This window comes from uncultured Bradyrhizobium sp. (assembly GCF_947648125.1).
In the GTDB taxonomy this organism is placed as follows: Bacteria; Pseudomonadota; Alphaproteobacteria; order Rhizobiales; family Xanthobacteraceae; genus Bradyrhizobium.
Window position 1 is genome coordinate 17,659 of the sequence record NZ_CANSMR010000008.1, and the last position, 19,303, is coordinate 36,961.

Consider the following 19,303-nt stretch of genomic DNA (forward strand, 5'->3'; position numbering starts at 1 on the left):
TACCCGGCGGGTAATTGCGCGAATTACGTGACCGGCAGTAGTGAACGAGAGAAGCACCCATGCAACCCCCGACATTCCGGAGCGATGCAATGTTGAAGCCGAAGATCCTGGTCACCGGAGCGACCGGCAAGACCGGCATGCCGACTGCACTCGGGCTCGCGGAGAAAGGCTTTCCGGTGCGCGCCCTCGTTCGGCGGGACGACGGGCGCGCGGCGCTGTTGCAGAGCAAGGGCGTCGAAATCGTCGTCGGCTCGCTGGAGAGCCTGCGCGATCTCGAGCTGGCCATGAAGGGCGTGAAGCGCGCCTATTTCTGTCCACCGCTCGAACCCGGCACGCTGCGGCGTGCGGTGCTGTTCGCGGCGGCTGCGCGTGAGGCCCGGCTTGAGGCCGTGGTGCAGCTCAGCCAATGGGTGGCCGACGCAAGCCATCCCGCGGTGCATGCGCGTGAGAAATGGCTGACCAATCACATGCTGTCGTGGATGCCGGATATCGGCATCGTCACGGTGCAGCCCGGCTGGTTCGCGGACAATTACTTCGCCGTTATCGGGCAGGCCGCCCAGTTCGGGCTGTTCGGCCTGCCGCTGGGGCGCGGCTGCAATGCGCCGCCATCCAATGAGGACATTGCGCGGGTCATTACGGCTTGCCTGGCCGAGCCGACGCCGCATATCGGCAAGGCTTACCGGCCGACCGGCCCCCGGCTGCTGGCGCCCGGCGAAATCGCCGAACTGATGGGCGTGGCACTTGGCCGTGCCGTAAGCTACCAGGACGTGCCGCTGCCGATGTTTCTGAAGGCCGCCGCGTCGCTCCGGCTATCCGAGTTCGTGATCTCCCAACTGTACTGGTTTCTGCAGGACTATCAGGCCAACGCGTTCGGCGTCGGTGCGCCGACCGACGCGGTCGAGGACGTCGCCGGGGTGATGCCGGAGGATTTTCTCACCATCGCAAGGCGCTACGTCAGGACGTCGCCATCGGCGGAGCGCGGGATAGCGGGAGCGTTGCGGGAGACCGGCGGCTTGCTGGCTGCCTTGCTCGCGCGCAAACCCGACATCGGGCGGATCGAAGCGCGCCTTGGCGCCCCGCAGATCGAGGGCTTCGTGCTTGCACGCCAGTCTGAGGCTTGGCTAGCGACCCATGCCTGACGGCGAGACACCTTCAGCCTTCGCTGAGCAAATTCCCTCCTTGATCTCGCACTTCGGGCGAGCGCGATGATATCGAAAAGATCGGCTGAGCAGCCGGCTCTTTTTTGTTTGCGCTCACTCGCCCTTCAAGCGCTGGCCCTCATGGACCCGCACCTGGTCGGCGCCGCGGCTGCCGGCCGAGGACAGCCGCAGCGTGCTGAGTACGGCGCCCACGACGGCAAAGCCGACGCCAACCATCAGCGAGATTCTGGTGCCGTCAGCCGGGTAGCGCGCCAGCAGCATCGCCACCAAAGCCGCGCCGACGGTTTGGCCGAGCAGGCGCGCGGTCCCTAGCATGCCGCTGGCGCCGCCCGAGCGCTCGCGCGGGGCGGCGGCGATCATGGTGCGGTTGTTCGGGGTCTGGAACAGGCCGAAGCCGGCGCCGGCGAGCGCCATCCGCCAGATCACGTCGATCGGCGTCGCATGGACCGGCATGAACGCCAGCGTGCCCAATCCCAATGCGAACAGCAGCAGGCCGATGCCGCCGAGCAGGCCGGCGGGGTAGCGCTCGACCAGCCAGCCGGCGATCGGCGCGGCGAATGCGACCGCGATCGGCCACGGCGTGATCAGAAGGCCGATCTGCACCGCCGAATATCCGAAGTGGTTCTCGAGATAGAACGGCATCGCGACGAAGGCCAGCATCTGGCCGCAGAACGAGGCGATCGAGGTGCCGATCGACAGCGCGAAGATCGGAATCCGCAAGAGGTCGACCGGCAGCAGCGGTGAGGGTAGATGCTGTTGCCGCCGGTACAGCAGATGAGATGCGACCGCGGCAATCGCGAACTCCAATGCGCAGAGATACAGCGCCTCGCCATGGCCGGCGCTGTCGATCGCGCTGATGCCAAATCCGAACGCGATGGCGCTCATCGCAGCGCTCTGCCAGTCGAAGGCGTGAACCGCGGGCCTGGTGTGCGGCAGGAAGCGCCAGCCCAGCGCCAGCGTGACGATGCCGAGCGGGACGTTGATGGCGAACAGATAGGGCCACGTTCCGACCGCCAGGATGAACGAGGCGATGGTCGGGCCGACCGCAGCCGAGATCGCGACGACCAGCGCGTTGACGCCAATGCCGCGGCCGAGCTGCGAATGCGGATAGATGAAGCGGACCAGCGCAGTATTGACGCTGAGGATTCCGGCGGCGCCGAACCCCTGTAGGATACGGGCGACCGTCAGCAGCGGCAGCGTATGCGACAGCGCGCAGAACAGCGACGCCAGCGTGAACAGCAACAGGCCCGCCAGATAGACGCGGCGATAGCCGATGATCTCGCCGAGCGAGGCCAGCGGCAGCAGCGAGATCGTGATCGCGAGCTGGTAGCCGTTGACGATCCAGATCGAGAAGGCGGGGCTGGCGTCAAGATCCCTCGCGATGGTCGGCAGCGCAACGTTGGCGATCGAGCCGTCGACGACGGCCATCACGAGGCCGAGCGCGATCGTGAGAATGGCCCAATTGCGCTGCGGCTGCGGCAGCCCGTCGGGATGCTCGATGATCGCGGACGACATGTCGTGAAATGGCCTTTGGTTCCAGCATGGGCGGGCTTACCGGATGCTGGATTAACCTGGCCTTTGCAACCCCCGAAATGACAGATGCCGGCCGCGATCCAAACGCGGCCGGGGAGCTGCGGGAGGACGCTCAGCCCTGGCCGAGCAGTTCCTTGATCCGCCGCTGCAACTGCCGCTTCTTGATCTCGCTGCGGCGGACCCGCTCGTCGAGATCGCTGACAGGGGTGTCCGAGGTCATGATCCGGAACGCGAGGCCGACCTTGTTGGCCTGGCGCCAGATCATGCGCGCCAGGAACGAGCGGCCCTTGCACGCGACGCTCAGATTCATCTCTTCGGGCAGGCGTGCGGCGTCGCCAAATTCGACGCAGGCGCCGCCTTCGCTGATGTTGCGGACGACGCAATCCATCGTCGAGCCGCGCTCATTGATCTCCGCAACCGCACCGTAAAATACCTTGTCGCGTGGGCTCTGGCGCCGGTCCTGCATGGGAAATCCTCCTAAATCAACGGCAGGACTGTACCGGTCCGGACCTGCGAAAAGAAGGGTACCAACGGAACCCGTTGGAGTTAGTGTAAATTGATTGCATCTGTGAAGGTCGGGATTCCCGGCTATTTTGCGCCGCAAACGACCCGAGAAGTCAGTTCGGCACCCGGCTGTGCCGCCAATCGCGCGGCGACAGGCCGTAATGGTCGCGGAACACGCGGCCGAAATGCGAGAGATCGTTAAAGCCCCAGGCGAATGCAATCTCGCCGATGTGGCGATGCGCGTGCGCCGGTGAGGCGAGGTCGCGCTTGCAGCGCTCCAGCCGCTGCGCCAGCACGAAGCGCTGGAACGAGGTGTCCTCGTCGGCCAGCAGGCTGTTGACGTAGCGCGGCGAGATGCCGAGCGCCGCGGCGGTTTCAGTGAGGCTGAGCTCGGGGTTCGGCAGGTGCGCGAGCACATGCGCCTTCAGCCGGTATAGCAGCGCGGAGCGGTGCGTCGAAGCCGGTAGCGCCGTGCCGCCGAGACGCTCGCTGATCGCCATCGCGAGCAGGTCGGCGGCCTGGTCGGCGAGGCGGATCGCGTTATCAGGATCGAGCTTGTCGGCGATCTCGGAGAGCCCGCTGATGAACTGCCAGGCGAGCCGCTGCACCGGACGATCCGATGTGAACGTGGTCGCCGTCAGGCCCTGGGTGCCGGCAAAGCGCCGGTGCAGCATCGCGCGCGGCACCTGGAAGATGGTCTGCGTGAAGTCGTCGTCGAAGCGCAGCTCATAGGGTCGGGTGGTGTCGTAGAACGCAAACTCGCCCGGCTGGATCACGGTCTCGCGACCGTCCTGCAGCACGGCGCCACAGCCGCGCTGGCCGAGCGCGAACAGAACAAAATCCTCGCTGGTGCGTGCGATCCGCGACGGCGTGCGCAGCACGCGCTGCCGGCCCGACGAGACGACGGAGCATTTCACCGCGCCGAGCTGCGCGCTGGTGATGGCGCCGTGGAAGGCGGTGCCGAGATCGGACTTGCAGTCGAGCTGCACGAACACGTCGCAGACGATGTCCCGCCAGAGCGCGAGGCGCCGATGCGTGGGCGCGACTTCCGTGGTGAACAGGGCCGGCATGATTTCCTCCCTTCACGAGTGCAAACGCTGGCCACGCAAACAAAGCAAGCTTCGTACCGGGGACGGCCGGGGGAATCTCCTTCGCAGTCGAATTTTCCTTCCGTCCTGGTCGAACGGCGTTCCCGGTCCCGGGGCAGCATGATGTCAGAGGCCGCTAGGCCCGATCAAGTACGAACCGGACAGCATCGGCGGCCACGAGGAGGACATCATGGGCATCGAACATCCGAAATATCGCGTTGCGGTGGTGCAGGCCGCGCCTGCCTGGCTCGACCTCGACGCCTCCATCGCCAAGAGCATTGCCTTGATCGAGGAGGCCGCCGCGAAGGGGGCCAAGCTGATCGCGTTCCCCGAGGCCTTCATCCCCGGCTATCCTTGGTACATCTGGCTGGACTCGCCGGCCTGGGCTATCGGGCGCGGCTTCGTGCAGCGCTACTTCGACAACTCGCTGAGCTATGACAGCCCGCAGGCCGAGAAGCTGCGGCTCGCCGTGAAGAAGGCCGGCATGACCGCGGTGCTCGGCCTGTCCGAGCGCGATGGCGGCAGCCTTTATCTGGCGCAGTGGCTGATCGGGCCCGACGGCGAGACCATCGCCAAGCGGCGCAAGCTGCGGCCGACCCACGCCGAGCGCACCGTTTACGGCGAGGGCGACGGCAGCGACCTTGCGGTGCATGACCGCCCCGGCATCGGCCGCCTCGGCGCGCTGTGCTGCTGGGAGCATCTGCAGCCGCTGTCGAAATACGCGATGTACGCCCAGAACGAGCAGGTGCATGTCGCGGCCTGGCCGAGCTTCTCGCTGTACGATCCGTTCGCGCCGGCGCTCGGCTGGGAGGTCAACAACGCGGCCTCGCGGGTCTACGCCGTTGAAGGCTCGTGCTTCGTGCTGGCGCCTTGCGCCACCGTCTCGCAGGCGATGATCGACGAGATGTGCGACCGCGACGACAAGCACGCGCTGCTGCATGTCGGCGGCGGGCACGCCGCGATCTACGGGCCCGACGGCAGCTCGATCGCCGAGAAGCTGCCACCCGACCAGGAGGGCCTGCTGCTCGCCGATATCGATCTCGGCGCGATCGGGATCGCCAAGAACGCCGCCGACCCGGCCGGGCATTATTCGCGGCCCGACGTCACGCGCCTGCTGCTGAACAAGAAGCCGTCGAAGCGCGTCGAGCACTTCGCGCTGCCGCTCGACAGTCTTGAGGAGGTCGACGCGGCCGCGAGCTAACGCATCAGCGCAACATCCAACCGGAGGCGACTGCCATGGAATCCGCGATTCCCTCTCATCTGCAAACAGCGCGCTCCCGTCATCGTCGTGTGCCCGACGATTACGCGCCGCCTTATCCCTCGTTCGTCGCGCGCCACAAGCCCGCGGTCGCAAGCGTCATCATGGCCTATTTCGGCGTGCAGGTTCGCGGTGAGCCGACCGCTGCGGTGACCGAGGCGCTGGCACTGATCGCAAAGCGTTTTGCCGCTGAGAACGGCCCGACGCATTGGGACCGCGCGCAATATGTCGACCAGGCCGGATTCACCAACATCGTCTCGGTCGCCTATTGGGACGATGCCGGGCGTTTCGACTCCTGGTTCGAGGGCGCCCGCGAGGCCTGGACCGGCGGCGGCGCAGCAAATGGCGTCGGCCGCTTCATCGAAGTGCTGCGGCCGCATGTCGCGCGCTACGAGACGCTGTTCTCATCGCTCGGCCGCCCCGAGGGCGTCGCGGTCCTTGCCGACGGCATGAGCGGGGAGGTGCAGGAGCACGCCTATTGGGGCGGCATGCGCGACCGCATCCCGTTGTCGCAGACCGACGCGATGACGCCCGGCGGCGAGCCGCGCGTGATCCGCGACGGCGCGCGCATCCGCGTGGTCGCGCATGACAATCTCTGCCTGATCCGCTCCGGCCAGGACTGGAGCGACACCGAGGCGTCGGAGCGCAAGATGTATCTCGACGATGTCGAGCCGGTACTGCGCGAGGGCATGGACTTCCTGCGCGACGACGGCGTGCCGATCGGCTGCTACGCCAACCGCTACATGCGCGTCGTGGACGCGGATGGAAGACTGACGGAGAAGTCCTACGGCCAGAGCTGGTGGAAGAGCCTCGCGGCGCTGGAGCGCTGGGCGGAATCGCATCCGACCCATGTCAGGATCTTCGGCGCGGCGATGAAGTATCTGTCGACCTTGGGACCGGCCGCGAAGCTCAGGCTGTATCACGAGGTCACGGTTGCCGCGGCCGACGAGCAGTTCTTCGAATATCTCGGCTGCCACGAACGGACTGGGATGCTGAACGCGGTGCAACTCGCGGTGGCGCCATCCGCCTGACGCGGGGCGCCTGGTCCGAGCAGGGGCCGCATCGAAGCTGCATTCCTTCTCCCGCTTGCGGGCAGGGCTATCGCATGGCGCTGACGTGCCCACGTCGTCATAGCCGGATGCGATAGCCCGCCGTCGCAGGGGCGCACTGCCAAAATATCGAAAACAACCCCATGCAAAGTAGCCGGCGGCTGCCGGCGTTCGACACGGCAACTTGACTCGTCGGGCAACTCAGCGGTAGCCTTCTATTATTCCGAAATCGTGATGTGAGTTGGTGACCCCTCCAACCCGTCGTCCCTGCGAAAGCAGGGACCCATACGCTGCGGCGGATCTTGTTCAAGGGACTCGTCGTTCCAGCGTCGCCCAACAATTGGCATCTCTGTGGTTATGGGTCCCTGCTTTCGCAGGGACGACGATGAGGATGGATCTCGATTCAAGGCGTCACACCACGTGGTGTCATCACCCGCCACGCGGTCTCGCCTTCGGCGAGCCCGGCCTCAGACCATTCTAGCAAAACATCATTGTACTTCTAAGGCCGCAGCCGGCCACCGCGTTCCGTGATGGCCTGCGCCAGTTCGACCGCCGGGCCGCGTCTGGTGCGGCGGGCGGTGCGGACCACGAATTCGACGTCGCCGAGCGGCGGCAATCCTGACGCCGGCATCGCTTCGAGTCCGTCCGGGATCAGGCCCTGCGCCTGCGGGGTGATGCCGAGGCCGGCGAGCGCTGCGGCGCGCAGGCCGCTGAGGCTGCCGCTGGAGCAGACGATGCGCCAGGGCCGTCCGAACCGTTCCATTGCCTCCAGCACCACGCTGCGGCTGACGCTCGGCGGCGCGTAGAGGATCAGGGGCAAAGGCTGCTCGGGATCGAGCCGCATGCCCGGCGCGCCGGTCCACACCAGGCGGTCCTGCCACACCAGCTGTCCCAGCGCGTCGCCGGGGCGCCGCTTGCCCAGCACGAGGTCGAGCTCGCCGGCGTCGAGCTGCTGGTACAGCACGGCGCTGAGGCCGATCGTCAATTCGAGATCGACCTGCGGGTGGCGGCGGACGAAGTCGCGCAGCAGATCGGGCAGGCGCGAGCTGGCAAAATCCTCGGCGGCGCCGAACCGGACCTTGCCGCGCACCTGCGATCCCGCGAAGTAGTCGCGGGCGCGGGCATTGGCCTCCAGGATCGGCCGCGCAAAGCCCGTCATCGCCTCGCCGTCGGCGGTGAGCACGACCGAATGGGTGTCGCGCACGAACAGGCGGCGTCCTGCGGCGGCCTCGAGCTTGCGGATGTGCTGGCTGACCGTCGACTGCTTCAGGCCGAGGCGGCGGCCGGCCTCGGTGAAGTTCTGGGTCTGCACCACGGTCAGGAAGGTTTCGAGCTGGGCCAGGTCGAGCATGGCGGCAATCTGTCATTACGTTACGTAATGACAATAACATCGGTAACTGCGGTTCACAATTGGCAAGGGGAGGGCCATTTTCCGGTCAAGGAAAGGAAGCCACCATGACCATCACCCGCCTGCGATCATTCGTGCCCGTCGACCCGTACATCGCCGCCATCGTCGGCATGGTCGGCCTCGCGACGCTGCTGCCGCTGCACGGACAGGGTACCGTGATCGGCGGCTACGCCACTGATGCTGCGATCGCGCTGCTGTTCTTTCTGCACGGCGCCCGGCTGTCGACGACGGAGGCGCTGGTCGGCGCCCGGCACTGGCGGCTTCACCTCGTGATCTTCCTGTCGACCTTCGCCCTGTTCCCGCTGCTCGGCCTTGCGGCCCACGCGCTGGCGCCGCATCTGCTGACGCCGGCGCTGTGGGCGGGCGTGATCCTGACCTGCATCCTGCCGTCGACGGTGCAGTCGTCGGTTGCCTTCACCTCGATCGCCCATGGCAATGTGTCGGCGGCGCTGTGCTCGGCGACCGCTTCCAACCTGCTCGGCATCGTCGCGACACCGCTGCTGGCTGGCGTGCTGCTCTCCAGCCATGGCGGGTTCTCGGGCAATGCCGCGCTCGACATCGTGGTGCAGCTCTTGCTGCCGTTCGTGGCGGGGCAATTGTCGCGGCCGCTGATCGGCCGCTGGGTCGCCAGGCATCATGCGATGCTCGGCCTTGTCGACCGCGGCTCGATCCTCTTGATCGTCTACACGGCGTTCAGCGACGGCATCAGCCACGGCATCTGGCATCAGGTCAACGCAACGCAGATGGCCATCGTGCTTGGCCTCGATGCGCTGCTGCTGGCGATCGTGCTGCTGATCACCAATTTCGGCAGCCAGCTGCTCGGCTTCTCGCGCGCCGACCGCATCGCGATCATGTTCTGCGGCTCGAAGAAGAGTCTGGCGAGCGGATTGCCGATGGCGAGCGTGCTGCTCGCCGGGCAGTCGGTCGGGCTGATCGTGCTGCCGCTGATGCTGTTTCACCAGATCCAGCTGATGACCTGCGCCGCGCTCGCGCGTCGTTATGCGGGCGGCGAGGAGGCCGCTTCACATGATGCTGTCCCGGTGCTTGTCGAAGCGCACTGAGTGGAGGCATGGGCCTCCGCTGTCGTCCCCCGGCTTGACCGGGGGACCCAGTACGCCGCGGCTTCTCCGTGACTGACTAGTGTCTCTGGAATACTGGATCGCCCGGTCGAGCCGGGCGATGACACCGAGAGTTGGGTGAGTGATCGGGCTTAACGCAAAGCCTCACGCGACGCGCAGGCCCTTCGCGATTTCCTTCTGCGCGTCGAACTCACGACGCAGGCGGGCGAGCTCCTCGGCGCTCAGCGCATCGGCGTTGCTGTAGTCGCGCTTCCAGGAGGCGTCCTCGCTCCAGCGCAGCGGCGACTGCACGGTGGTCTGCGGACCGGGGGCAGTTTCCAGCACGCGCAGCGCCAGCTCCAGCGTGAACGCCTGCGAGGCCACGTCATGCGGCTTACCGGCGGAGTTGCCGAGCGGGAAATCGGAGAACAGGAAGCGTGGCACCGCGGCGTGCTCGACGATATCCTTGGCGCAGCCCATCACGACGGTCGGGATGCCGTTGGCCTCGAGATGCCGTGCGACGAGGCTGACGGTCTGGTGGCAGACCGGGCAGTTCGGCACCAGCACCGCGGCGTCGACCTTGTCGTCACGGCAACGCTTGAGGATTTCGGGCGCATCGGTCTCGATGGTGACGCGGTGGCTGCGGTTGGTCGGGGCGCCGAAGAAGCGTGGGGCGACTTCGCCGATCTTGCCGGCCGCGGCGAGGCGCTTGAGTTGCGCCTGCGGGAACCAGGTGCCGCTGTCGGTCGCCGTGGTGTGGGCGCGGTCATAGGCGATGTGCGAAATCCGCAAATCGTGCGGCTGCGACGTGTCGCCGTCATAGACCGAATAGAACTTTGCCCCGCCATTGTATTTCGCGCCGGGGCCTTGGTCGCCCTTGGCTGGATCGAACGGTGCGGCGGTCGTGATGATGGCGACGCGGGACTGGTTCAGCGGCTTCGTTAGCGGCTGGAACGGGGCGGAAGTGTAGTGCGCCCAGCGGTAGGGGGTGGCGTAGCCGATCGCCGCATAATAATCGCGGGTCCGCTTCATGTAGCCGATCGGGGCGTCGTCGTCGGGGGCAAAGCCGAGTTGATCGTCTGAAGCTGCGGCCATTTTGCGCTCCCTTTTGCGCGCCATCATTTCAGTCCATAGCTAGACCACGAGCTTGCGGTGTCAAGCCACGCCGCGCGGGAACAGATTTGCGATGCGAACAGGTCTTTGCGCCGCATGGGTCATGCTTGTGTTGCTGGTGTCGCCGGGTGGCGCCGGCGCGGAGGACGCGCCTGCCGCTCCTCCGGCGCCGCCGCCAGGTGCCGAACAGCCCGCAACGCCGCCTGCGGACAAGCCCGCCATGCCCGCCGAGCAACCTGCACCGCAGCCGGGAGAGCAGGCCGCACCATCGGCCGGGAAACCTGCCGCGTCTCCGGCGGACACGCCCGCGACACCTGCCGAGAAGCCCGCGGCGGCAACCGACAAGCCCGCGGATGACGCGCGCGAGAGCGACACCCGCGAGGCGATGTGCCTGATGATCGAGTCGGCGGCGCGGGCGAACGATTTGCCGCTCGAATTCTTCGCGCGCGTGATCTGGCAGGAGAGCCGTTTCCAGGCCGACGCGGTTGGTCCTGTCACGCGGAGCGGCCAGCGCGCGCAGGGCATCGCGCAGTTCATGCCGGGCACGGCAAACGAGCGCGGGCTGCTCGATCCGCTCGATCCGGTACAGGCGCTGCCGAAGTCGGCTGAATTCCTCAGCGAGCTGCGCAACCAGTTCGGCAATCTCGGCCTCGCGGCCGCCGCCTACAATGCCGGCCCGCGCCGGATCCGGGACTGGCTCGCCGGCTCCGGCTACATGCCGCAGGAGACGCGCAACTATGTCTCCGCGATCACCGGCTCCAGCGTCGACGACTGGGCTGCCGCCGGCCGCAACGGCAAGATGCCGCAGCGTGCGCCGACCGCGAGCTGCCGTGAGCTGATGGCGCTGCTGAAGCGCGCGCCCAATCCGTTCGTGGCCGGGCTCGAGCAGCACATCACGCTGTCGGCGGCCAAGGTCTGGGGCGTGCAGCTCGCCGCCGGCTTCAGCCGCGACAAGGCGCTGGCGATGTATGCCCGTGCCATCAAGCGGCTGTCGAACGTGATCGGCGATCAGGACCCGAGCCTGCTCGGCTCGCGGCTGCGCAGCCGCGGCAGCGCGATGTTCTACCAGGTGCGCATCGGCGCCGACACGCGCCCTGAGGCCGACGGCCTGTGCAACCGCATCCGCAAGGCGGGCGGAGCATGCTTCGTGCTGAAGAACAGGGCGTGAGGTGAAGGGCTGAACTCTCCACGTCATTGCGAGGCGCGAAGCGACGAAGCAATTCATCGGCCCGCATGCGCGGAGGGATGGATTGCTTCGCTTCGCTCGCAATGACGGTTGGGTCGTCGCCACCGCATACCGGACCTGTCCCCGCACTTGCTTGACCCTGCGTCGCGCGCGCCCTAAGCCGCCGACATTGCAAAACCTTCCGGCTCCCCGTGGCGCTTCCTCCGCTCGATTCTCCGCAATGGCAGACCTCGTTCCGCGCCTTCCTTTGGGGCGCGCGGTCGATCGGCGCCACCGTGCTGACCTTGGTGCTGTTTGCGACCTATCTCGGCATCGGCGCGCTGGCGCATGATTCCGGCTTCTCGCTGGGCTGGACCCTGGCGAGCACAGCGTTCGTCTGGGCGGGGCCTGCGCAGATCATCGTGATCACGACGCTCGGCTCCGGCGCCACCGTGCTGCAATCGGCGATCGCCGTCACCGTCAGCGCGATCAGGCTGTTTCCGATGGTGGTGTCGGTGCTGCCGATGATGCGCACCGAGGACACCAAGCGCCGGCATCTGATCCTGGTGGCGCATCTCACGGCGGTGACGCTGTGGGTCGAGTGCTTCCGCTTCCTGCCGCAGGTGCCGCGCAACCGGCGGATCGCCTTCATCCACGGGCTTGGTTGCGGGCTGGTGTCGGTCTGCCTGATCGCCAATACCATCGGCTACACGCTCGCGGCCAACCTCACGCCGCTGCTCGCCGCCGGCATGCTGATGCTGACGCCGCTCGCCTTCCTGTTCTCCACCGCGCGCAACTGCCGCGAACTCGCCGACGTCATTGCGCTGGTGCTTGGGCTATTGCTGTTCCCGCTGGCGGCGATGCTGAACAGCGGCGTCGACATCCTGGTCAGCGGCGTCGTCGCGGGAACCATCGCCTATGGCGTGCACCGGGCGAGGGCAGGCATCGTGAAGGCGCGCGCATGACGGGCTTCATCGGCGATTGGCATGCGCTGGCGATCCTGTTCGTGGCGGGTGTCATCCCCAACCAGATCTGGCGCATGCTCGGCCTGTGGTTCGGCGGTGGTATCGACGAGAATTCCGAGCTCTTGGTCTGGGTGAGGGCGGTCGCCACCGCGATCCTCGCCGGTATCATTGCGCAGATCGTGGTGCAGCCGCCGGGCGCGCTCGCTAGCGTGCCGGACTGGCTGCGTTACGGCGCCGTCGCCGCGGGCTTTGTGGCCTTCATGCTGGCGAGGAAATCGATCTTCGCCGGCGTGATCGTGGGCGAAATCGTCATGCTGTCAGGCAAATACTGGCTCGGCTGATTGCGGCAGCCGCATTATCCGTTACTCTCGTTCCCCAACAAGACAACAACGGGGAAACGGCATGCGGCAGCGCGCATCATCGGCCTTTATCGTGGCTCTGACTGCCTTGCTGGTAGCAGCGCCGCCTGCGCGTGCTGCGGACTATCCGACGTGTCCGATCAAGCTCGTGGTGCCCTACGCCGCGGGCGGCCCGACCGACGTGCTCGGCCGCATCGTCGGCGAATATCTCGGGCGCGATCTCAAGCAGGTGGTCGTGGTCGAGAACAAGGCCGGCGCGCAGGGCGCGATCGGCGCCGAAGCGGTGGCGCGCTCCGACCCCGATGGCTACACGCTGTTCGTGACAGCCGCCTCGATCTTCGTGCTCAATCCGCTGCTCTACAAGAAGCTGCCCTACGATCCGGCCCGGGATTTCCGCCTGCTGTCCGTGATCACGGATGCGCCGATGATCATGGAGGTGCATCCGTCCGTCCCGGCCAAGACGATCGCGGAGTTCGTCGCCTACGCCAAGAAGAATCCCGGGAAACTCAATTTCGGATCGGCCGGCACCGGCGGCACGGTTCACCTTGCCGGCGAGATGTTCAAGCAGATGGCCGGCGTCGAGATGACCCACGTGCCGTACAAGGGCGCAGGACCCGCGCTGCAGGATTTGCTGTCAGGCAACATCCAGCTGATGTTCGACACGCTTGGCACCGCGCTGCCGCCGGTCAAGTCCGGTATGCTGCGCGCGCTCGGCGTCAGCTCGACCGAGCGCGTCCCCGATTTGCCCGATCTGCCGACGATTGCCGAGAGCGGCTACCCCGATTATGCGGTCAGCGTCTGGTATGGTATTGCGGCGCCGTCGAAAGTGCCTCACGAGATTGCCGACAAGATCAAGGCGAGCCTCGACCGGGCCTTGAACGACGAGGCGTTTCGCGCTTCGCTGGTCAGGATCGGTTTCCCGCCGCTGCGCGTAAAGGGCCAGGCCGAGATCGACAGATTTGTGGAAACCGATCGCGCGCGGTGGGCGGGCGTGGTCAAGGCGCTGAACATATCGTTGGACTGACACATGGTACGTGAAATGGAATTGCGCCAGGGCGAGGTCGCGGTCGACATGCCGACGGCGCGCGACGCCGGGCTCGTCTTCATCGGTCGCATCCGCACACCCTGGACCTCTCGGCTGGCGACGCCGCGGCAGGGTCGGCATGACGGTCCGGTGTGCCGGCTCGAGATCTTCGAGCCGTGGGTCGCCGCGATCAAGGGCGTCGATTTCTACTCGAATCTCGAAGTGCTGTACTGGCTGCACCAGTCGCGCCGCGACATCGTGCTGCAAAGCCCGAAGAACAACGGCAACACCCGCGGCACCTTCTCGCTGCGCTCGCCGGTGCGCCCCAATCCAATCGGGACATCGATCGTCAAGCTGGTCGGCGTCGAGGGCAACGTCATCCTGGTGCGCGGCCTCGACTGCCTCGACGAGACGCCGCTGATCGACGTCAAGCCCGACCGCTGCGAGTTCACCCCGCTCGCCCCGCCGCAGGCGGGGGATTTCGAGACGGAGTAGGATTCGTAGCCCGGATGAAGCGAAGCGAAATCCGGGACGGTCTTACAACGCTGTAAGGACTCCCGGATTGCGCTGCGCTTCATCCGGGCTACGCAGCATCGCGCGTGTCGCGCGGCCTATTTCAACGCCGCGATCAGCTTCGCCGCATGCGCCTCCAGCACCTTGCCGTCTTCCTTGTGACTGGCGGGCGGCAGCAGCGCAACGCCGTCCTTGCGCGGCATCACGTGCATGTGCAGATGGAACACGACCTGACCCCCGGCCGGCTCGTTGAATTGCTGCACGGTGATGCCGTCGGCCTCGAACGCCTTCATTCCGGCGGCGGCGATCTTGTGGGCGGCGCGCGCGACGTGAGCGTAGTCGTCCGGGGTGATGTCGAGGATGTTGCGGGCAGGGGCCTTCGGAATGACAAGCGTATGCCCGGGCGAGCGCGGCATGATGTCGAGGAAGGCGAGCACGTGCTCGTTCTCGTAGACCTTGTAGGACGGAAACTCGCCGCGCAGGATTTTTGCGAAGGGGTTGTTGTTGTCATAGGCGGCGGGCATGGAGGCGGCTCCCTGGATTTTGTGGGTCTAATTTCTCGGTCGCGAGCCAAACGTCAAGCGTCGTCGTCGACGGTCTTGCGGAACGGACCGGCCTCGGAGAGCTCGCGGCCAACCTCGGCGACATAGTCGCGCTCGCGCTTGAGGTAATCGGCGATCGCGCGGCGCAGACCGGGATCGGCGATGAAATGCGCCGAATAGGTGGTCTGCGGCAGGTAGCCGCGCGCCAGCTTGTGCTCGCCCTGCGCGCCGGCCTCGACCACCTTGAGCCCACGCTGAACCGCGAAATCGATCGCCTGGTAGTAGCAGACCTCGAAATGCAGGAACGGGTGGTGCTCGATCGCGCCCCAGTTGCGGCCGAACAGCGTGTCCGAGCCGATGAAGTTGATCGCACCCGCGATCCAGCGGCCGTTGCGCTTGGCCATGACCAGCAGCACGTCCCGGCTCATGCTCTCGCCGATCAGCGAGAAGAATTCTCGGGTGAGATACGGCCGGCCCCATTTGCGCGAGCCGGTCTCCATGTAGAACTCGAAGAACGCGTCCCAGGCGTCCTCGGTGATATCGGAGCCGGTCAGCCAGTGGATGGTGATCCCGGCGGCAACCGCCTCGCGGCGTTCGCGCTTGATGCCCTTGCGGTGACGGGAGTTCAGCGATCCCAGAAAATCGTCGAAGGTCTTGTACCCTTGATTGTGCCAGTGGAACTGCTGGTCGGTTCGCTGCAGGAAACCGTGTGCGCCGAGGAATTTTGCCTCGTCCTCGCGGGCAAAGGTGACGTGCACGGAGGAGGCTTCGGTGGCGTTGCAGAGCGCGCGCAGGCCCCGCGCCAGCGCCGAGCCGATCGCCTCGCGGTCGACGCCGTCGCGGATCAGCAGCCGCGGCCCGGTTGCGGGCGTGAAGGGGACGGAGACCTGCAGCTTCGGATAGTAGCTGCCGCCGGCGCGGTGATAGGCCTCGGCCCAGCCGCGGTCGAACACGTATTCGCCCTGCGAGTGCGATTTCAGATAGCACGGCACGACGCCGACGATCCGGCCATCGAGTTTTGCAATCAGATGCCGCGGGCCCCAGCCGGTCCGCGGGCAGGCCGAGTTGGAAGCTTCGGCCGCAGCAAAAAAGGCGTGGGAAACGAAAGGGTTATAGCTCGAACTTGCGACGGCCTGACAATCGCCTGCGACAGCAGGCGAGGCCAGCGTGTCGAGGCTATGGATGCTGTCCGCATCCGCCTTCGGATTGGCGCAGGCGTCCCATTCGGCGGCCGGAATTCCGCCGATGTCAGCCACAGCCTCTAGGGTGATTTCAGACGACGCCATCGAGAGTGAAGACCGGTGCCTCTTTTGAGCATGATCTTTCCGGAACAGCTGGCTCCACTTCCGGATCATGCTCCGCATTCCGCCATCGCCGATGACGACCAACTCCCGACAACATCGTGCGTCGCAGCGACGAGTTCAAGAGTCTCTGCGACATGTCAGGTTCCCGGCACAAACCCCTCGAAGATCATCTGGTCGGCGTAGCGCGCCGCGCGCTCGCGCTGTTCCGCGGTGCGCACGGTCCACGCCAGCAGCGGGCAGCCGAACACGTTGCGGGCGATCCAGGGCGCCGGCGCCGGGAGCTGGTTGACCCAGAAGGCAACAAAATGCGGCTCGGTCTTGAAGCCGTGGCGCAGGTACAGCATGCCGTCGCGCTGGGCCGGTGTCAGTTTGGTCCAGGAACTGTCGTCATAGGTGCGCTGGGCGGTAATGCCGCGCGGCAGGTTCGGCATGGCCTCGCGCAACGCCAGCACCTGGTCGGGATCGAACGACATGCCGACGACAGGGCCGGAATAGGACGACAGCACCTCGGCCATCCGTCGAACCAGCTTGCGGTCGCTGTCGAAATGGCTCTTCACCTCGACCACCAGCGGGACGCGGCCGGCGACCAGCGCGCAGAGGTCGCCGAGCGTCATCATCTGCTCGGAGGTGTTCTTGAACTTCACCGCCTTCAGCTCGGCTGCGGTCTTGGTCGACAGCAGGCCCGAACCTTCGGTGAGGCGGCCGAGCGCATCGTCGTGATGCACCATCGCCTCGCCATCGGCGGTGAGCTGGATATCGCACTCGATCGCGAAATTGCCCATGACCGCGGCGTTGGCCGCGGCCGGCATGTTCTCGATGATGCCGCGTGCGGCATCGTGCAGGCCGCGATGCGCGACCGGCCGTTTGGTCAGCCAATCAGGCGCGCGCATCGCTCAGGAGACTTCGAACACGCCTTCGACTTCGACCGCAGCGTCCGCAGGCAGCGAGGCGACGCCCACGGTGGTGCGGGCATGGCGGCCCTTGTCGCCGAAGGCTGCGACCATCAGGTCGGAGGCGCCGTTCAGCACCTTCGGTCCGTCGAAGAAATCCGGCGCCGAGTTGATGAAGCCGCCGAGCCGCACCACGCGCACGACCTTGTCGAGATCGCCGAGCGCCGCCTTGACCTGGGCCAAGAGGTTGATCGCGCAGCCCTGCGCCGCGGCGACGCCTTGCTCGAGCGTGACGCCGGCGCCGAGCTTGCCCTTGGCGAACAGCTTGCCTTCGGCGTTGAAACAGACCTGGCCCGAGACGAACAGCAGGTTGCCGCTGCGGACGAAGGGGACGTAATTCGCGACCGGCGAGGTCGGCTGGGGAAGTGTGATGCCCTGTGACGCCAGTTTCTGTTCGACGGTGCCCGCCATTTTTGTTCCCCAATTGGATTTGCACGAAGCCTGAAACGCGGTCAGGGCCAAGTTTGTTTCGATTGTTTCGCGCATCGTGCCGCCGGTTGCAAGCGACGGTAAGGTGAGGACAGGGCGGCCGTGACGTGTGGAATCGCACGAAAAGCTGCCAAAAATGACGACAAATTCGCTGCGCACATTGCTATTTTGTCAGATTTGCCCCAGTTGCGGCGCAATACCACCGTCACTATTGTGACGAATCCCTGCCTCATCGAGGAAAAACCATGACCCTGCCGTTTCGGAATCCGTCGCGTGCCCTGGTGCTCACGATCGCCGTTGCCGCAGGAACCGGCCTGGTTCATGGGGCGGCCGCTGCGGCCGCTGCGGCCGGCGGGCCGTTTCTCGCCCATCAGGCGCTTTACGATCTGAGCCTCGTGAAATCGCGCGGCTCCAATTCGGTCAGCGATGCGCGCGGGCGCATCCTCTACAATTTCTCCGGCAGCTCCTGCGAAGGCTACACCTCCGAATTCCGCCAGGTGTCCGAACTCGACAGTGGCGAGGGCAAGGTGACGCTGTCCGATCTGCGCTCGTCGTCCTGGGAGGACGCGTCGGGCAAGAGCTACCGCTTCAAGATCGACACGCGGATGAACGACAGTGAATCGTCGCCGGTCGACGGTATCGCCGAGCGCGTGGGCGATCATATCACCGTGAAGCTGACCCAGCCGGTGAAGAAGACCTTCAATCTCGACGGCAAGATCGTGTTCCCGACCGAGCAGATCCAGCACATCATCGCCGCCGCCCGCGACGGCAAATCGGTGCTCGAGCAGACCGTCTATGACGGCTCCGACAATGGCGAGAAGGTCTACAACACGCTGACCGTGATCGGCCGGCCGATCACAGGCGACCGCGCGCCGTCATCGCCCGATCCGTCGACCGCGAGCGATGCGATGAAAACGATGACGCGCTGGCCGGTGACGGTGAGCTACTACGACAGCGACGCGCGGGCCAAGGATGGCGAGCAGACGCCGGTCTACGCGATGTCGTTCGAGCTCTACGAGAACGGCGTCTCCCGTGCGCTGGTCCTGGATTACAACGATTTCGTGATCTCGGGCGCGCTGGACAAGTTCGACGTCAGGGATTCCAAACCCTGCAAGTGAAGGCCGGTAAGTGACCGGCTCGCTATCGCCACCCATTCGGCGTCGTCCCGGGCAAGCGAAGCGCGACCCGGGACCCATAACCACGACCGTCAATTGTCTTGCCGCGTTGGAGCTACAGCGCGCTTTAGCAACTGCTCCCTGTGGTTATGGGGTCCCTGCTTTCGCCGGGACGACGGCGGAGCAAGCCTTGAGCAATAAGCCAGACCGCTCTGGCCGGAACCATCAGACACGAGTACGCTTCCCAAAACACGCGTGTCAGGGAGGCACATCATGAGCAAATCAGACCATCTGCGCCCCAGCGGCCTGCATCACAATCCGGCTTACTCCCACGTCGTGGTCGCGTCAGGCGCGCGCACGATCTACATTTCCGGACAGGTTTCCACCGACGAGGAGGGCCGGGTGGTCGGCGCCGGCGATCTCGCCGCGCAGACGACGCAGGTGATGCAGAACCTCGGCATGGCATTGAAAGCCGCCGGAGCAAGCTATTCCAACATCGTCAAGATCACGACCTTCGTCGTCGGCTACAAACCGGAGCTGCGCCCGATCATCGGCAAGGCACGCTCGGCGTTCTTCGAAGGCATGGAGCCGCCGGCCTCGACGCTCGTCGGTGTCACCGCGCTCGCGGCGCCGGAATGGCTGATCGAGATTGAGGCGGTCGCGGTCGCTGATTGACGCAGGTCGTCATGCGCGGGCTTGACCCGCGCATCCATCGCGCTTCGAAGAATCTTTTGAGATGGATGGCCGGGTCAAGCCCGGCCATGAC

Annotated in this window: 20 protein-coding genes; 11 read left to right on the forward strand and 9 right to left on the reverse strand. The window is 66.0% G+C overall.

Translation table 11 applies throughout. The features are described 5' to 3' along the window. Positions 1-89 precede the first annotated feature (89 nt). On the forward strand, positions 90-1,139 hold the full coding sequence (locus Q0030_RS16305; protein WP_298368875.1) for an NmrA family NAD(P)-binding protein: 1,050 nt from the start codon (positions 90-92) through the stop codon (positions 1,137-1,139). 114 nt (positions 1,140-1,253) lie between these two features. Here the strand turns inward: Q0030_RS16305 and Q0030_RS16310 are convergent, their stop codons facing one another. From Q0030_RS16310 to Q0030_RS16320, 3 genes are all read right to left on the reverse strand, one after another. Next, complete coding sequence (locus tag Q0030_RS16310; RefSeq protein WP_298368878.1) at positions 1,254-2,675, reverse strand: MFS transporter; 1,422 nt, start codon at positions 2,673-2,675, stop codon at positions 1,254-1,256. A 130-nt stretch (positions 2,676-2,805) separates the two neighbouring features. Continuing rightward, a complete protein-coding gene (locus tag Q0030_RS16315; RefSeq protein ID WP_298368881.1) occupies positions 2,806-3,159 on the reverse strand; it encodes a PilZ domain-containing protein in 354 nt (117 codons plus the stop codon). Positions 3,160-3,310: 151 nt separating this feature from the next. Next, positions 3,311-4,267 (reverse strand): helix-turn-helix domain-containing protein, encoded by a 957-nt coding sequence (locus Q0030_RS16320; protein WP_298368883.1) that lies wholly within the window; start codon positions 4,265-4,267, stop codon positions 3,311-3,313. Between the two features lie 208 nt (positions 4,268-4,475). Here Q0030_RS16320 and Q0030_RS16325 point away from each other — a divergent pair, with 208 nt between their 5' ends. Then, positions 4,476-5,486, forward strand: coding sequence for a carbon-nitrogen hydrolase family protein (locus Q0030_RS16325; protein WP_298368885.1), 1,011 nt, complete (start codon positions 4,476-4,478; stop codon positions 5,484-5,486). Between the two features lie 35 nt (positions 5,487-5,521). Next, on the forward strand, positions 5,522-6,574 hold the full coding sequence (locus Q0030_RS16330) for a phenylacetaldoxime dehydratase family protein (protein WP_298368887.1): 1,053 nt from the start codon (positions 5,522-5,524) through the stop codon (positions 6,572-6,574). 517 nt (positions 6,575-7,091) lie between these two features. On the opposite strand, the gene Q0030_RS16335 is transcribed toward Q0030_RS16330, so the two are convergent. Next, positions 7,092-7,943, reverse strand: a complete 852-nt coding sequence (locus tag Q0030_RS16335) for a LysR substrate-binding domain-containing protein (RefSeq protein WP_298368889.1) — start codon at positions 7,941-7,943, stop codon at positions 7,092-7,094. A 104-nt stretch (positions 7,944-8,047) separates the two neighbouring features. Here Q0030_RS16335 and Q0030_RS16340 point away from each other — a divergent pair, with 104 nt between their 5' ends. Beyond that, a complete protein-coding gene (locus Q0030_RS16340) occupies positions 8,048-9,061 on the forward strand; it encodes a bile acid:sodium symporter family protein (protein ID WP_298368892.1) in 1,014 nt (337 codons plus the stop codon). Positions 9,062-9,223: 162 nt separating this feature from the next. On the opposite strand, the gene Q0030_RS16345 is transcribed toward Q0030_RS16340, so the two are convergent. Further along, the gene (locus Q0030_RS16345) at positions 9,224-10,153 is read right to left on the reverse strand and encodes a glycine/sarcosine/betaine reductase selenoprotein B family protein (protein ID WP_298368894.1); all 930 of its coding nucleotides are present in this window, start codon (positions 10,151-10,153) and stop codon (positions 9,224-9,226) included. Between the two features lie 121 nt (positions 10,154-10,274). Between Q0030_RS16345 and Q0030_RS16350 the strand changes: the two genes are divergently transcribed. The 5 genes from Q0030_RS16350 to tsaA all read left to right on the forward strand — a co-directional run bounded on the left by Q0030_RS16350 (position 10,275) and on the right by tsaA (position 14,179). Then, the gene (locus tag Q0030_RS16350) at positions 10,275-11,339 is read left to right on the forward strand and encodes a transglycosylase SLT domain-containing protein (RefSeq protein WP_298368898.1); all 1,065 of its coding nucleotides are present in this window, start codon (positions 10,275-10,277) and stop codon (positions 11,337-11,339) included. Between the two features lie 209 nt (positions 11,340-11,548). After that, on the forward strand, positions 11,549-12,301 hold the full coding sequence (locus tag Q0030_RS16355; RefSeq protein ID WP_298368901.1) for an AzlC family ABC transporter permease: 753 nt from the start codon (positions 11,549-11,551) through the stop codon (positions 12,299-12,301). Beyond that, positions 12,298-12,642, forward strand: coding sequence for an AzlD domain-containing protein (locus Q0030_RS16360; RefSeq protein ID WP_298368903.1), 345 nt, complete (start codon positions 12,298-12,300; stop codon positions 12,640-12,642). The genes Q0030_RS16355 and Q0030_RS16360 overlap by 4 nt, the downstream gene beginning before the upstream one ends. A gap of 61 nt (positions 12,643-12,703) precedes the next feature. Further along, positions 12,704-13,684 carry a tripartite tricarboxylate transporter substrate binding protein gene (locus Q0030_RS16365; RefSeq protein WP_298368906.1) on the forward strand — a complete coding sequence of 327 codons (981 nt, stop codon included), beginning with the start codon at positions 12,704-12,706 and terminating at the stop codon, positions 13,682-13,684. 3 nt (positions 13,685-13,687) lie between these two features. Further along, on the forward strand, positions 13,688-14,179 hold the full coding sequence (gene tsaA, locus Q0030_RS16370; protein ID WP_074128941.1) for a tRNA (N6-threonylcarbamoyladenosine(37)-N6)-methyltransferase TrmO: 492 nt from the start codon (positions 13,688-13,690) through the stop codon (positions 14,177-14,179). Positions 14,180-14,295: 116 nt separating this feature from the next. Here tsaA and Q0030_RS16375 read toward each other — a convergent pair whose 3' ends face one another. The 4 genes from Q0030_RS16375 to Q0030_RS16390 all read right to left on the reverse strand — a co-directional run bounded on the left by Q0030_RS16375 (position 14,296) and on the right by Q0030_RS16390 (position 17,404). Beyond that, complete coding sequence (locus Q0030_RS16375) at positions 14,296-14,721, reverse strand: HIT family protein (RefSeq protein ID WP_298368913.1); 426 nt, start codon at positions 14,719-14,721, stop codon at positions 14,296-14,298. Between the two features lie 53 nt (positions 14,722-14,774). Continuing rightward, positions 14,775-16,025 carry a GNAT family N-acetyltransferase gene (locus tag Q0030_RS16380; RefSeq protein ID WP_298368918.1) on the reverse strand — a complete coding sequence of 417 codons (1,251 nt, stop codon included), beginning with the start codon at positions 16,023-16,025 and terminating at the stop codon, positions 14,775-14,777. 155 nt (positions 16,026-16,180) lie between these two features. Continuing rightward, a complete protein-coding gene (locus Q0030_RS16385; protein ID WP_298368921.1) occupies positions 16,181-16,933 on the reverse strand; it encodes a glycerophosphodiester phosphodiesterase in 753 nt (250 codons plus the stop codon). Between the two features lie 3 nt (positions 16,934-16,936). Beyond that, entirely contained in the window at positions 16,937-17,404 is a 468-nt protein-coding gene (locus Q0030_RS16390; protein ID WP_298368925.1) for a RidA family protein, read from the reverse strand. Between the two features lie 263 nt (positions 17,405-17,667). Here Q0030_RS16390 and Q0030_RS16395 point away from each other — a divergent pair, with 263 nt between their 5' ends. Beyond that, the gene (locus Q0030_RS16395; RefSeq protein WP_298368927.1) at positions 17,668-18,540 is read left to right on the forward strand and encodes a cell envelope integrity EipB family protein; all 873 of its coding nucleotides are present in this window, start codon (positions 17,668-17,670) and stop codon (positions 18,538-18,540) included. 270 nt (positions 18,541-18,810) lie between these two features. Then, positions 18,811-19,212, forward strand: coding sequence for a RidA family protein (locus Q0030_RS16400; protein ID WP_212013274.1), 402 nt, complete (start codon positions 18,811-18,813; stop codon positions 19,210-19,212). Positions 19,213-19,303 lie beyond the last annotated feature (91 nt).

What these genes read in the sequence shown, in the direction of transcription:
- Q0030_RS16320 (WP_298368883.1), bottom strand. Translation starts at nt 4,267, where the DNA reads ATGCCGGCCCTGTTCACCACGGAAGTCGCGCCCACGCATCGGCGCCTC.
- Q0030_RS16335 (WP_298368889.1), bottom strand. Translation starts at nt 7,943, where the DNA reads ATGCTCGACCTGGCCCAGCTCGAAACCTTCCTGACCGTGGTGCAGACC.
- Q0030_RS16400 (WP_212013274.1), top strand. Translation starts at nt 18,811, where the DNA reads ATGAGCAAATCAGACCATCTGCGCCCCAGCGGCCTGCATCACAATCCG.
- Q0030_RS16315 (WP_298368881.1), bottom strand. Translation starts at nt 3,159, where the DNA reads ATGCAGGACCGGCGCCAGAGCCCACGCGACAAGGTATTTTACGGTGCG.
- Q0030_RS16375 (WP_298368913.1), bottom strand. Translation starts at nt 14,721, where the DNA reads ATGCCCGCCGCCTATGACAACAACAACCCCTTCGCAAAAATCCTGCGC.
- Q0030_RS16360 (WP_298368903.1), top strand. Translation starts at nt 12,298, where the DNA reads ATGACGGGCTTCATCGGCGATTGGCATGCGCTGGCGATCCTGTTCGTG.
- Q0030_RS16310 (WP_298368878.1), bottom strand. Translation starts at nt 2,675, where the DNA reads ATGTCGTCCGCGATCATCGAGCATCCCGACGGGCTGCCGCAGCCGCAG.
- Q0030_RS16390 (WP_298368925.1), bottom strand. Translation starts at nt 17,404, where the DNA reads ATGGCGGGCACCGTCGAACAGAAACTGGCGTCACAGGGCATCACACTT.
- Q0030_RS16395 (WP_298368927.1), top strand. Translation starts at nt 17,668, where the DNA reads ATGACCCTGCCGTTTCGGAATCCGTCGCGTGCCCTGGTGCTCACGATC.
- Q0030_RS16330 (WP_298368887.1), top strand. Translation starts at nt 5,522, where the DNA reads ATGGAATCCGCGATTCCCTCTCATCTGCAAACAGCGCGCTCCCGTCAT.
- Q0030_RS16340 (WP_298368892.1), top strand. Translation starts at nt 8,048, where the DNA reads ATGACCATCACCCGCCTGCGATCATTCGTGCCCGTCGACCCGTACATC.
- Q0030_RS16380 (WP_298368918.1), bottom strand. Translation starts at nt 16,025, where the DNA reads ATGGCGTCGTCTGAAATCACCCTAGAGGCTGTGGCTGACATCGGCGGA.
- Q0030_RS16385 (WP_298368921.1), bottom strand. Translation starts at nt 16,933, where the DNA reads ATGCGCGCGCCTGATTGGCTGACCAAACGGCCGGTCGCGCATCGCGGC.
- Q0030_RS16325 (WP_298368885.1), top strand. Translation starts at nt 4,476, where the DNA reads ATGGGCATCGAACATCCGAAATATCGCGTTGCGGTGGTGCAGGCCGCG.
- Q0030_RS16350 (WP_298368898.1), top strand. Translation starts at nt 10,275, where the DNA reads ATGCTTGTGTTGCTGGTGTCGCCGGGTGGCGCCGGCGCGGAGGACGCG.
- Q0030_RS16365 (WP_298368906.1), top strand. Translation starts at nt 12,704, where the DNA reads ATGCGGCAGCGCGCATCATCGGCCTTTATCGTGGCTCTGACTGCCTTG.
- Q0030_RS16345 (WP_298368894.1), bottom strand. Translation starts at nt 10,153, where the DNA reads ATGGCCGCAGCTTCAGACGATCAACTCGGCTTTGCCCCCGACGACGAC.
- tsaA (WP_074128941.1), top strand. Translation starts at nt 13,688, where the DNA reads ATGGTACGTGAAATGGAATTGCGCCAGGGCGAGGTCGCGGTCGACATG.
- Q0030_RS16305 (WP_298368875.1), top strand. Translation starts at nt 90, where the DNA reads ATGTTGAAGCCGAAGATCCTGGTCACCGGAGCGACCGGCAAGACCGGC.